Raw genomic sequence first — 13,288 nt, forward strand, 5'->3', positions numbered from 1 at the left:
ATTATGCTTCACTCCGGCCAACCACATAATATTTCGACTTTATTTCAAAGGCATGAATTGCGCTGTCCAGATAAAGATCCAGCCTGCCAAGCCTGACGCCACTGTGCCCCATTTGCGTAATCAGTGTGTGCTTTCCTGAGGGATTGGTGATGTAGACCGGATTATCCAGAAATGTATGGGTATGCGCGCCAATGATCAGATCAATACCTGTTACATTACGGGCCAGTTTCAGATCATCCATTCTGGAACCTTTATAGTGATAGCCAAGGTGACTAAGGCAGATAACAAAATCACAGTTGTGCACCTCTCTCAGGCTCCTCACCATCCCGTTTGCCCACGCTTCCGGCCTTCTTGAAATCACATCACCCCGCAGTTCGGGTGCAACAACTCCTTCAAGAGGAATTCCCAGGCCAAAGATGCCTACCCGAAACCCCTTGTATTCCTTTGTCGTAAATCGCTGAACATAAGGATTCATCGGTGTATTCCGAACCTTATAATTGGCGGCCAGTATAGGAAAACCGGCTTTTCGGGCAGCCTCTGCAAATCCGTCCGGACCCCGGTCGAACTCATGATTGCCCACTGCCATTGCATCGTATTTCATTTCGGTCATCAGTTCAAAGTCGACGCTCCCTCCATACAAGTCGAACCATGATGTACCCTGAAAAACATCACCCGCATCAACAAGCAGTACATGATCAACTTCACTTCTGATCTTCTTCACCAAAGACGACCGCCGCGCGATGCCGCCGAGTCCGCTGAATTCCAGCGAATTTTCAGGAAAAGGGTCCAGGCGTGCATGCGTGTCATTGGTATAGAGAATCGTAAGATCGGGCGGACCTGGATTTTTTGTTGAAACACCATTCAGCCATAGCGGAAGCGTGCTTCCGGCCGCAAGAACTGCACTTTTCCTCAGAAATTCTTTACGGGATATCATCTTCTGATTCTCCCGTCCTGCAGAGGTGCGACAACCCTTCTCGATCTGAAGTAATCCACAAACAGGTCCCGCATTGAAACATCCAGATCTACTCTTTCTTTGTAGCTCCATAGTGCGGGGTAAAGGTCACCGCCATCAGCCGCCCAGCTGCTTGTGGCTACCAGATAGCTACCGTTTCTGTCGAGCACTTCGGAATTGACAAGGATCCCGGAGGCACGTCCGTTATTTATTCTGAATCGCATCCCGCTGACCGGGCTGCCCCCCATTTCCGCAACCTGATTTGCAAGCGCGAATACATCTTCTCCGGTGAGAGTGAGAATAACCAGGTGGTTATCGTACGGCATAAAATCCATAACCTCTCCCACGGTAAGTTCGCCCGGATTCAGGTAGAGCTTGAATGAGGATTCACCCATTATTCCGATATGTACAAATCGGCTCAGCTCAGATCCCGCCCTGAAGCGGATGGCATCTGCCACAATATTTCCCAATGAACTTTCCGGCTGACCAAAACGAAGTGTATCCTCAACCACAGCTACCGGAACTCCCATTACGCTGTCAAGAGAGTCGCGGTACGAGTCCAGGAGTGATAAAATCAGGGGGTCGGGCTCGGGGTATGCCTCTTCACCGGCTGTCCCAGAAGAGTTGTTTTGTTCGAGAGTGGCCGGTGTGGACGCACAACCTGCAATGAACAGGAGAGAGACGATCCAAAAAAAATGAGACAGGCGTGGCATTCGAATCCGGGTTTACCGCCTTTGTCTGATCATGTTCATCATCAGGTCTGACAGACCCAATAATTCCGTGTCAGAAGCGGTTTCTGTTTTGTTTATGTCGAAACCAGATGTTTTAACGCTTACGCTTTCAACTCTGTAGGTAACGATATCGTTGTGAGAAACTTCAATCAGAAGCGGGAAACTATTACTATTCATAATCAACTCAACGGGTATTTCCTCATCCAGCTGGGCGGCACCTGTAGTATGCCAGGTCTCTTCCAGCAATCCCCAATTTACCCTTATTCCGCTGGTAAGCCACACGGAAATCCGTTCATTCCTGCCTTCAGGAATCAACACAAATTCTTTTGCTTCATATCCGTGTATTACGCGCGTATTACCGGTTTCCTGAACTGATTCAGACCAGTTAAATCCATTATTTGATGCAGAGACTTCCCTGCCCTGCACCCTGTTAATCAGATTTACAAGGGCGTCAACATCGCTTTTTGCGATCTGATACGCTTCACGGGGCGCCGTTCGAAACAGAAAGTCTGCCTGGTCATTTCTTACAAGCACACTGTTTGTACTGAGACCGGGCATTATATTCAATCTTGCGGATGATTCAATCGAAATCCTGTTGTCAGTAAAGACAAGGTCAAGATTTGTAGCCTGTTCCTCTGAAGTCAGGTCTAAAAGCAAAAAGTTGATTTCACCTGTAAACTGGGCAAATGAGTTTGATTGCAAACCTCCGGTAATAACCAGAAGCAGCATGATTATTGAGCTGCGGAATACGTTCATAAGATGATACCGGATTTATTTATCTGAATGCGTATTTCAGGTGAACGGCAGGAAATCCGTTTTGTTTCAGGCGCTCACGCCCGTTTCTTCATTCAGTTCAACATTCACTTTATAAATCCATCCGCCTGCCACTACGTCATCCCCCTCATAACAGACTACGGCCTGACCCGGGGTAATGGCTTCGCGGCCGGCGGGGAAATGGACCTGCATCTCGTCATCAGAGAGCTGCCGTATGGTTCCGATAGCTCCATCATCGTTATAGCGTATTTTTCCCGTAATCTCCATTTCGCCATTGGGTATGGAATCGTATTTCACCAGGTTCATTTCTTTCGCTTTCAGAGTGGTGCTGATCAGGTCTTCCTTTTCCCCGATTGTGATGACGTTATTTTCTGCATCGATATGGGTTACATATACCGGTTTACCCATGGGCAGGTCGAGTCCTCGGCGCTGTCCAATTGTGTAAAAAGGAAACCCTTTATGCTCACCGACAATATTACCGTTTTTATCGACAAATACGCCACCACTCACCTTTTCTTCCAGGTCGTCCACCTTGTCTTTAAGAAAACGGTGGTAGTTGTTATCTGGAATGAAGCAGATCTCATAGGAGTCCGGTTTTGTGGCCACATTCAGCAGTCCGAAATCCTCGGCCATCTGCCTGATTTCAGTCTTTCGGAAGCTGCCCAAAGGAAAAATGGTGCGCCTGAGATGCTTTTGCTCAACTCCCCAGAGCGCATATGATTGATCCTTATTGTGATCACGGCCTTTTGAGATCACAAAGCGCCCGTTCTCTTCCCTGACGTTGGCATAGTGTCCGGTTGCGATGTAGTCGCACCCCAGGTTATCCGCTCTTCTGAGCAGTGCGGCCCATTTAATGTGTGTATTGCATAGTACACAGGGGTTCGGGGTGCGTCCGCTGGTATAATCTTCAATAAAACGATCTATAACCCAGTTTCCGAACTCATCACGGATATCCACGATAAAGTGTTTGAAGCCATACTTTACCGCGATGTGCCGGGCATCATTCATGGATTCGACCGTGCAGCAGCCCGTTTCCTTTCCGTTATCACCGCCGCTGCGATGATAGTCCCACGTTTTCATGGTAATTCCGATAACATCGTATCCCTGCTCCTTGAGCATTACAGCAGCAACGGAGGAGTCAACACCTCCACTCATAGCAACAAGAACACGCCCTTTTGTACTCATAACAGTAACTGATTTAAAATTTCACAACCTCAAAGTTACACATTTTCTGTGTATTTCTTATGAAGCACAACGTATGTGGAGGCAACGGTATTTCAGGGTTCCCCGAAGTTTCGGAACTGCGCACTACACGCAGCAGGGTGCAAGATTCAGGAAGCAAGCTTCAAGTAAGAAACAACGGTTTCGAACTACCAACTCTCTACCGGCAACCCTCACGCTTACACTTTTGTCTTCTGCCTTTTGCCTTCCCGCTCCCCAAAAACTCACATATACAAATATGGTTTCCAGTTTTCCTGGACGCCATTCATCATGTGGCGGAAAAAAGTGACATGTACCGGGCGATACGGTTTGTTGCGAAGCGGCATACCGGCCTCCTCGGGGGTACGGTTGCCTTTTTTCACGTTGCAGGTGTTGCAAGCCGTTATCAGGTTCTCCCATGTATCCCGGCCTCCCCTGCTTTTTGGCATGACGTGATCCAGCGTCAGATCGGATTTAACGCCGCAGTATTGACAGGTCTGCAGATCACGCTTCATAATATTACGCCTCGACAGTGAGATCCGCGCATAGGGAATCCGGATGTATTTTCTGAGACGAATTACCGAAGGATAGGAGTACTCGTCATCAACGGTTCTCAAAACCCTGCCCGGATTGTCGTGCAGCAGCTCCGCTTTATTTAGAAATACCAGTTTCACGGACCGCTGTACGGAACAGACACTTAGAGGCTGATAGTCCTGATTTAAAACAAGTACGTCGGTTTTCATTGAAATGGGGTTGAAACATCTGCACAATCGGTTTCCACTACTTCAGAAACCGGATATTGACCGTTTAAGTATGAACTATTTTCTCAAAAAATTCAACCTGATATAACCTTCAAAAGTTCGTCCAGAATTACGGGATTGATAGCTATGGCCAGGGCTATAGAGATGATCAGTCCGATGATTGCATAGGTGAGATCTTTTACGATTAACCGGTAGGTATGCCTGTAAGGCCTCCCTTTGCCCCCCATGTCGGTTATGCTCATCGCTATCTCCCGACCTGCAAGCAGGCCTATAAAGACCCAGGTGGTGCTCATGGGAACCACACTGATTGTTTTGAAATACCACAATATGACAGCATATACACCATCGATTACCGTTGCCGACCGAACGTCTGCCACATCCGATTTCTCCGTCACAATACGCTGAATTTTGTCTCCCCTGAGGTAGAACAGCAGTCCCAATCCAAAAAATACGAACCCTGTAAACATCAGAAATCCGTTCACTGATAGCGAACGGGGCAGGTAAACGGCTATGTTTGCCGCATCCTGCATCAGCCATACCGCCCAAAGCGCCCCGCTTATGACCCATTGAAGCGGCCGCCAAACCGGATGAGGGTTCCCCTTAAACCATTTTACCATCAGCCGGTTTAATGACAGCCACACCACTATTGCCACGATAAATGCAACCAGATACCCTGATACACTTTTGGTAAGCATCTGAACGATTCCCTCAGGCGTTGTGGCAAAAGCGCTGAGCAGCAGAAATGTGGTTGAAACCGGCATTCTCAGCCGGGTAAGTATGAGAAGAAAAAGGGGTGCGGCCACCTGCAGAAACTTGAACTCGTCCGGTGCCTCACTAAAACCTTTTGAGGTAAGTCTCTGATAGCTTACATCCCCGTCGTAGACAATCCAGCTATAGGAAACGGTTATCACAAATATACCACCTATAAACAGCCAGAGAATCCACCAGCTGGTTTTTGCATTCGACGCCAGAAAGGTTCCGATTGTCTGAATACTGTCGTTGGCTATGGCTGAGTATGCAGCAAAGAAAAATCCGATCCACATGGCAATCTGCGGGGTCTGGTAGGTTAATCCCGCGACAATGAAAAAGAGGCCGATCATCAGGAGAAAACGCCTCTCGCTCCTTATCAGGGCTATCAGGCTTACAGGGAATATCCCTCTCAGAAAACCTTGATTCTTTTTACCCGCCAAATTCTTTTTACCCTTTTTTCCAGACATGCTTTTTGCAACATCAAACTTTTACGGCACAGATATTCAGGATAAAAAAAACATATTAACACAATATTACCCGCCACAAATACTGACGCAAAAAAGAATTTTTCCTTGAAAAAAAAGCCTGTATTTTTGGTTCACATATTTTCAGGAAAAACCCTGTAAAGGAACTTAAACAAGCGCTTCCACGGCACCCCGATATGTCATCACAAAAAGAGAACACTGCAACCAATTTTTATAAAGAACCGGGCCCCAAACTTGACAAGGAATCTCCCTTTGAATCAATGATGGAACGCTTCCGGAATGCGGCTGAAATACTGAACCTTGATGAGGGCATGTTTCAGTACCTGGCAAGCCCGTTTAAGCAGGTAATTGTATCCATTCCCGTTGTAATGGATGATGGTCGAATTGAGGTATTTGAGGGATACAGGGTTATTCATGACAATGTACTGGGCCCATCCAAGGGCGGTATCCGTTATGCACCGGATGTAAACCTGGATGAAGTGAAGGCCCTTGCATCGTGGATGACGTGGAAATGCGCCGTTGTAAATGTGCCTTTCGGAGGAGCCAAGGGCGGCGTGCGCTGTGATCCAAAACAACTCTCCATGAGCGAACTCGAGAGGCTCACCCGGCGCTACACCGCCAATTTGCTTGAGGTGTTCGGACCCGACCGTGACATTCCCGCTCCCGACATGAATACAAACGAGCAGATCATGGCGTGGATCATGGATACCTACAGCATGAATTCACTGAAAACTGAAACGGCGGTTGTTACGGGCAAACCCATTATCCTGGGTGGTTCGCAGGGCCGAAAAGAAGCAACCGGACGCGGTGTTGTGACCGTTACTCTTGCGGCGCTGAGCAAAATCGGCCTTATGCCAAACAAAGCCACCGTGGTTGTGCAGGGTTTCGGAAATGTTGGATCGATATCAGCAGATCTGATGTACCAGCAGGGTTCCAGGATCATTGCCGTCAGTGATATATCAGGCGGATATTATAATGAGAAGGGCCTTAATATCCCCGAAATGATGGATTATTTGAAGTCGAACAACAACTCACTGGAAGGATACCCACATGCAGGCGCAATCAGTAACGAAGACCTGTTGGAACTGGAATGTGACGTTTTGATTCCGGCAGCCAAAGAAGATCAAATCAGCCGGGATAATGCTCCCAATATCAAAGCAAGAATCATTTCAGAAGGAGCAAACGGACCCGTAACTGCAAATGCAGACTCAATCCTGAATGACAAAGGCATTATGGTTATTCCCGACATTTTAGCTAATGCAGGTGGCGTAACGGTTTCGTACTTTGAATGGGTTCAGGACAGGCAGGGTTACTTCTGGACCGAGGAACGCGTGAACAGGCGACTGAACAGAATGATGCGAAGTGCCTTTGACAATACTTACGCTGTGAGCGAGCAATACAATATCACACTTCGTCAGGCTGCCTATGTGTACGCTATCGACAGGGTTGCAACCACTCTGAAAATGCGGGGAATCTACGCATAGTAACAGTGAAGAGTGCAGCGCTGAAAATATTCATACAATATCTCTACTCATGGCAAATGAGTCGTACCGGCTTACACTGAAATCAACATATGAGGAGTCGGAGCGTATTCCCGATTTTGTTAACGATCTGCAGTCCAGAAGTTCTCTGAACGAAGATGAAACCTCTACGTTGATGCTGCTTCTCAGTGAAGCTGTAACCAATGCCATTGAACACGGCAATCAGAATGATGAAGATAAAAATGTGGATGTCAGCATTCTGATCGATAAGGATGCCATTACGTCCATTGTGTCGGACGAAGGGGAAGGGTTTGACCCATCTGCCGTGAAGGACCCTCTGAAAGAGGAAAATCTTCTGGACGTTGGCGGCAGAGGTATTTTTTTAATCCGTGAACTCTCGGATACCTTCGAGTTTGAAGATGAAGGACGTACGGTTCGTTTTACCATCAAACGGCAGCAATGAATGTAACTTTACTGATTCCTCAGCATCAAACGGTTACGGCTGCATCGCACTAATTTTATCGATCTCACCGCTCAGCCTGAGCAGTTCGGCTTCTGCAACTTTGGCATCGTATTTTGCATTGGCCAGACGGCTTTCAGCGGCTACAAATGTTCGCTGTGCTTCCCTGAACTCCAGGGAGCTGATGGTTCCAAGCCTGAACCGTTCAATGGCAATTGAAAGCGTCTCCCCTGCATTATTCAGATTCTGTTCTTCAAGGTCAACCAGTTCTATACTGTTCTGGTATGCCCTGTAACGTGCCAGAAAATCCGACTCAAGAGCCAGCTTTTGAGATTCAAGGGCGAGTTCCGCATTCTTGTTATTGATTTGAGCATTTTGCACTCTGCGGTTGGTATCGAACCCGTTAAAAAGGTTGATTCTTGCCGTCAGCCCTACTGAAAATCCGGTTGTTTCATTCAGACGGAAAAACCCGCCGTCGTTCTCGTTCCGGCTGTAAGTATATCCTGATGAAAGCAGAATCTGCGGGTACCGCTCGCCACGTATCTCCTTCAGCTCAAGACGGCTTACTTCCTGCTGCATTCTGGCAACCGACAGTTCGGCATTATCACTCATCAGTTTATTGTATAGCTCTTCTCTCGACAACAGCCTGTTTACCCGAACATCACCTGATACCTCGAAATCACTTTCCGGATCTCTCGAGAGAAGACGGTTCATCAATATTTTTGCTTCTGTAAGCGTGTTTTCTTCACGGATCAGGGCAGCACGGTCGGCATTCAGGTCAGTTTGTGCCTGCAGTAGGTCGTATTCGGATCCAGAGCCGATTTCAACCTTTGTCTCTTCAATCTGGATGCGCTCCAGCGATACCTCAATATTATTCTCCAGCACCCGAATCTGTTCCGTAATACGGATGATGTTGAAGTAGGTCATGGCCACATCTGTAATCAGATTTTCAACATCCAGCCGAAGCGTCTCATCGCTGATATCCCTGAGTGTTTCAAGCCGGTCGTAAGCAGCAAACATCCGGAGTCCGTCGAACAGGGTCCAGTTTAAGTTTATGCCCGCACTGCTTGAGGTACTTCGTGCGCCGTTATTGGTCTGTGAATCACCGCCGGCCGATTCGAACTGGCTGTCCTCAATGCTCTCTCTGCGGTTTGCGGTTGCTTCCAAAGCAGGTAAAAACCCTGCATTACCGAGCGAAAAATTGTTTCCCGCCTGCGTCTGCAGGTTTCTTGATATCTGAATACCATAGTTGTTCTCAACTCCCAGCCGAATTGCATCTTCCAGGGTAAGTATTCCGGCCTGCCGGGCTTCAGTACGCAGCGGCAGTATACTTAAGATGATTAAAAGCGGCAGAGCCATACGGGCTTTAAAGTGCATTACATCAATAATTAATTATGAACTGTATTACGAAGTGGCTGCAGGTTCGAGCTCCTTATCAGCTTCAATCGCCTTCTCTATTCTCTCCTTCTTATCCCTTTTGCTGCTGGCAAAATAGCTGTAAATAGCGGGAATAACATAAAGGGTGAGTGCACTACCGATCAGAAGCCCGCCAATTACAGCAATACCCATGGAGGTTCTGCTTTCAGCTCCGGCTCCGAGGGCAAGAGCAATCGGAAGGATCCCCAAAATGGTTGAAATAGAGGTCATTAAGATAGGCCTGAAGCGTACAACGGCGGCATCCAGAATTGCTTCCATAATATCCATACCCTGATCCTGACGCTGGTTGGCAAATTCCACGATGAGAATACCGTTTTTGGCAATAAGTCCAATCAGCATCACAGCGCCGATCTGGCTGAAAATATTCAGTGTCTGATCGAAATACCACAGCGAAAGCAGTGTACCGAATATCGCAAGCGGCACGGTGAAGAGAATAATAAACGGATCTCTGAAACTCTCGAACTGAGCAGCCAGAACCAGATAAATAAGTACCAATGCAAGCATAAATATAAAGTTGAGGCTTGCAGCACTCTCAGCAAAGTCGCGAGAGGGTCCGGCCAGATCGGTAATCATCGTCTCCGGGAGAACCATATCCGAGATCTCATTCATGGCATCGATTCCGTCCCCTATAGTATAACCCGGGGCAAGGCCAGCCGAAATGGTTGCCGATTTAAACCGGTTAAAGCGGAAGAGCTGAGGCGGTGCACTCGTTTCCGTAATGGATACAAGGTTGTCGAGCTGTATCAGTTCATCCCCGGATCCTCTCACGTAGATGGTGCGGAGGTCCACCGGTTCGTTTCTAAAGCGCCTCTCCATTTGCCCGATAACCTGATACTGCTTGCCGTCCATGATAAAAAATCCAAATCGCGTGCCTGACAGGCTCAGCTGTAGAGTCCGGGCTATGTCGCGTGCGGATATTCCGAGCGTTCTGGCACGATCTCTGTCAATATCAATTTGCAGTTCAGGCTGGTTGAACTTCAGGTTAACTTCTGCAAATGTAAACGCCGGATGACTGTTGGCTTCCTGTAAAAAGCCGGGAATAACCTCCTCAAGCTGTTCCATATTCTGCGCCTGCAGTACGTACTGCACAGGCAGGCCGCCACGGGTATTACCGATCGACTGAGGCTGTGAAACAAAGGTCTGAGCTCCCGACAAATTCCGGAGCTCTGCAGTAAGCTGATTGGCAATCTGTTGCTGCGACCGTTCCCTTTCTCCTGCATCTTCGAGCTGAATAAATCCGAATGCGGAATTGACAGACGTAGAAGCCCCGAATCCGGGTGATGTAACGGTATTGATTGCGATCAGCTCCGGAACGGCGTTCTCAACCGTCGAAATCAGGGTGTCGACGTATGCATCCATATATTCATACGAAGCCCCCTCAGGTGCGGTAGCAAATATTCTCAGCTGCCCTCTGTCTTCCATGGGTGCCAGCTCTTTTGGCAGGGCTGTATAGAGTACACCGATCAGAATGGCGGAAGCTGCCATGATTGCAAAGGCCACCCACCGTACATTCATAAACGATTCGAGCGATTGCTTGTAAGCGTTGTTCATCTTTTGGAAGAAAGGCTCCGTAAAGCGGTAAAAACGATTCTTTTCAGCACCTTTATTCAGAATCTTGGTCGACAGCATGGGCGTAAGCGTCAATGCAACAAAAGACGAGATAATAACAGCACCGGCTATCACCACACCAAACTCCCTGAAAAGCCTTCCCGTAGTTCCGCCCAAAAAGAGAATCGGCAGAAAAACCGACACAAGGGCGAGCGATGTGGCTACAACTGCGAAGAAGATCTCCTTCGACCCCAGAATACCGGCCTCAATAATGGGCAGACCCTGTTCAAGTTTTGAGTAGATATTTTCAAGTACCACAATCGCATCATCCACAACGAGTCCGATAGCCAGAACAATGGCAAGCATGGTCAAAACATTGATGGAAAATCCTGCGATATACATGATAAAGAAGGATCCGATAAGCGCGATGGGGATCACAATAATGGGAATCAGAGTGGTTCGCCAGTCGCGCAGAAACAGGAAAATAACCGCAATTACCAGTCCGAGTGCCAGAAATATGGTTTGCTGAACTTCATTCACAGACTCCTGGATATACTCTGTTGTATCAAACCCCACAGCAATGCTCAAATCTTCGGGCAGGTCGCGTTCAATACGGTCAATCCTGTTGAAAAACTCCTCTGCGATAGCCAGCTGGTTCGAACCCGGCTGCGGAACGGCAACCACGCCGACCATCGGAATTCCGTTTCTTTTTAAAATCGTTCTCTGGTTCTGCGCTCCCAGTTCAGCATATCCGATATCGCCGAATCGGACTTTTCGTCCATCTTCCTCAAGGATAATCAGGTTATTGAACTCTTCGGGTGTGGTAAGCCGTCCCATGGTTCTCACCGACAGCTCCGTAGTCATTCCTTCGATACGGCCCGACGGCAGCTCCACATTCTCTCTGTCGAGAGCCGCCTGTACATCCAGCGGGGTAAGACCGTATGCCGCAAGTTTGAGCGGATCCATCCAAAGCCTCATCGCATATTGGCGGGAACCCCAGATCATGATCTCACTCACGCCCGGAATTGTCTGCAGCTGCTCTTTAAAAATGTTGTCTGCAATCGAAGTCAGATTTAAAAGATTCCGCCGATCACTTCTCACATTGAGGAAAACAATAGGAAACGCATCTGCGTCTGCCTTGGTAACTGTTGGCGGGTCAGCATCAGGAGGAAGCGACCCTTGAGCACGTGATACGCGATCACGTACATCATTAGCTGCAGCTTCGAGGTTAATTTCCAGTTCAAACTCAACCGTAATCGTGCTTCTTCCCTCGCGGCTCACAGATGTAAGGGTCCGAATGCCGGCAATTCCGTTTACCGACTCCTCCAGTGGTTCAGTAATCTGCGATTCAATGACATCTGCATTGGCACCCACGTAATTTGTGGATACCGTTACAATCGGAGGATCAACGGAAGGGTATTCCCTGACTCCCAGATAGAAAAATGATATAGCTCCGAACAGAATGATAACAATCGACATGACCGAAGCCAGCACCGGCCGCCTGATACTGAGTGAAGATAAACTCATAGTTCGCTGGATTTGGTCAGTTCAGAAATTTCCACTTCCATGCCGGGCCTCACCTGAAGCAGGCCGGTTGTTAAGACGGTATCGCCCCGTTCAAGTCCGCTCAATACCTGGGCTTTATTGCTTGTACGGATCCCCGTATTGATAAATGCCTGTTCAACAACACCGTCCCGTACCAGGTACACCTTTTGCCTGTTCAGTTCGGGCATGATGGCAATGGTGGGAATCATGAGCGCGTCGTCGATCTGTTCGAGAATAAGTTCAATATTGGCAAACGCGCCGGGGTACAGCAGTTCATCATCATTTTCACTGATTGCGCGCACCTGAAGCGTTCGGGTTTGGGTGTTGATTCGAGGCTCTACAGCATATACGCGTCCTGTAAATGTAGAATCCACACCCTGTACGTCAAACAGGATCTGATCGTCGACCGATATTTTTGAAAGATACCTCTCGGGTACGGAGAAATTTATTTTAACAGGGTCAATCTCCTGGAGAGAAGCAATACGGGTGCTTGGACTCACATAGCTGCCCGGGCTCACATATTTCAGCCCTACAATACCGCTGAAAGGTGCCCGTATTTCGGTTTTTGCTATCTGAGCGTTAATCAGTCTCATTTCGGACCGCAGTACGTTCACCTCATTCAGTGTGGCATCGTACTCATCCTGGCTTATACCGCCCCTCTCAAGCAGCCTCCTCTGACGCTCTTCCCTCTGCTCGGCAAGATTCAGTCTGAATGAGGCTCTTTGCAATTGAGCCTGCAGCTCACTGTCGTTTACTTTTACAAGCAGCTGACCTCTTCGTACACGGCTTCCCTCATCAAAAAAGATACGGGTTACAATTCCTGTAGCATCAAAACTGAGCTCTACACTCTCATTCGCTTCCACCGAACCGCTTGTAAAAATTCTGTCCTGAATTGATTCAGGTTCAAGCTCCACCGCCTCCACCTGCAGTGCTGCACTGTTCCCAAAACTTCCCTGCGGAGAACCTGGTCCGGCATCTTCACCAAAAAGTGAGGTTATTTTCGGATAGGAAAGTGCACCAATCACCACAAGAACCAGCGTAATAATCAGCGTGCGTTTACCAACTTTACTCATGTAACTACTTAATCTGCATTATTAATTAATTATCCAACGATCAAACTTATCATATAGTTCTGAGAGATAAGCACCGATTTTGTAAAATGTT

General features: G+C 48.0%; 11 protein-coding genes. 2 read left to right on the plus strand and 9 right to left on the minus strand.

The features are described 5' to 3' along the window. Position 1: 1 nt before the first annotated feature. From DDZ15_RS01515 to DDZ15_RS01540, 6 genes are all read right to left on the minus strand, one after another. The gene (locus tag DDZ15_RS01515) at positions 2-934 is read right to left on the minus strand and encodes a bifunctional metallophosphatase/5'-nucleotidase (RefSeq protein WP_158278588.1); all 933 of its coding nucleotides are present in this window, start codon (positions 932-934) and stop codon (positions 2-4) included. Beyond that, complete coding sequence (locus DDZ15_RS01520) at positions 931-1,665, minus strand: 5'-nucleotidase C-terminal domain-containing protein (RefSeq protein WP_109644152.1); 735 nt, start codon at positions 1,663-1,665, stop codon at positions 931-933. Before DDZ15_RS01520 ends, DDZ15_RS01515 begins: the two co-directional genes overlap by 4 nt. Positions 1,666-1,677: 12 nt before the next feature. Then, positions 1,678-2,439, minus strand: coding sequence for a hypothetical protein (locus DDZ15_RS01525; RefSeq protein WP_109644154.1), 762 nt, complete (start codon positions 2,437-2,439; stop codon positions 1,678-1,680). A 66-nt stretch (positions 2,440-2,505) separates the two neighbouring features. Further along, positions 2,506-3,642, minus strand: coding sequence for a tRNA 2-thiouridine(34) synthase MnmA (mnmA, locus tag DDZ15_RS01530; RefSeq protein WP_109644156.1), 1,137 nt, complete (start codon positions 3,640-3,642; stop codon positions 2,506-2,508). A 260-nt stretch (positions 3,643-3,902) separates the two neighbouring features. Next, positions 3,903-4,400: an HNH endonuclease gene (locus DDZ15_RS01535; protein ID WP_109644158.1), complete on the minus strand. Its 498-nt coding sequence runs from the start codon at positions 4,398-4,400 to the stop codon at positions 3,903-3,905. Between the two features lie 92 nt (positions 4,401-4,492). Then, positions 4,493-5,635 (minus strand): hypothetical protein, encoded by a 1,143-nt coding sequence (locus DDZ15_RS01540; RefSeq protein WP_199222847.1) that lies wholly within the window; start codon positions 5,633-5,635, stop codon positions 4,493-4,495. Positions 5,636-5,829: 194 nt separating this feature from the next. Between DDZ15_RS01540 and DDZ15_RS01545 the strand changes: the two genes are divergently transcribed. After that, positions 5,830-7,137: a Glu/Leu/Phe/Val family dehydrogenase gene (locus tag DDZ15_RS01545; protein WP_109644160.1), complete on the plus strand. Its 1,308-nt coding sequence runs from the start codon at positions 5,830-5,832 to the stop codon at positions 7,135-7,137. Positions 7,138-7,186: 49 nt separating this feature from the next. After that, entirely contained in the window at positions 7,187-7,597 is a 411-nt protein-coding gene (locus DDZ15_RS01550; protein WP_109644161.1) for an ATP-binding protein, read from the plus strand. 33 nt (positions 7,598-7,630) lie between these two features. On the opposite strand, the gene DDZ15_RS01555 is transcribed toward DDZ15_RS01550, so the two are convergent. Genes DDZ15_RS01555 through DDZ15_RS01565 form a run of 3 tightly spaced genes read right to left on the minus strand, consistent with a single transcriptional unit; the run spans position 7,631 to position 13,197 of the window. Next, on the minus strand, positions 7,631-8,971 hold the full coding sequence (locus DDZ15_RS01555; protein WP_109644164.1) for a TolC family protein: 1,341 nt from the start codon (positions 8,969-8,971) through the stop codon (positions 7,631-7,633). 27 nt (positions 8,972-8,998) lie between these two features. After that, a complete protein-coding gene (locus DDZ15_RS01560) occupies positions 8,999-12,106 on the minus strand; it encodes an efflux RND transporter permease subunit (RefSeq protein ID WP_109644166.1) in 3,108 nt (1,035 codons plus the stop codon). After that, positions 12,103-13,197, minus strand: coding sequence for an efflux RND transporter periplasmic adaptor subunit (locus tag DDZ15_RS01565; RefSeq protein ID WP_109644168.1), 1,095 nt, complete (start codon positions 13,195-13,197; stop codon positions 12,103-12,105). The genes DDZ15_RS01560 and DDZ15_RS01565 overlap by 4 nt, the downstream gene beginning before the upstream one ends. Positions 13,198-13,288 lie beyond the last annotated feature (91 nt).

Source organism: Rhodohalobacter mucosus (genome assembly GCF_003150675.1).
GTDB lineage: Bacteria > Bacteroidota > Rhodothermia > Balneolales > Balneolaceae > Rhodohalobacter > Rhodohalobacter mucosus.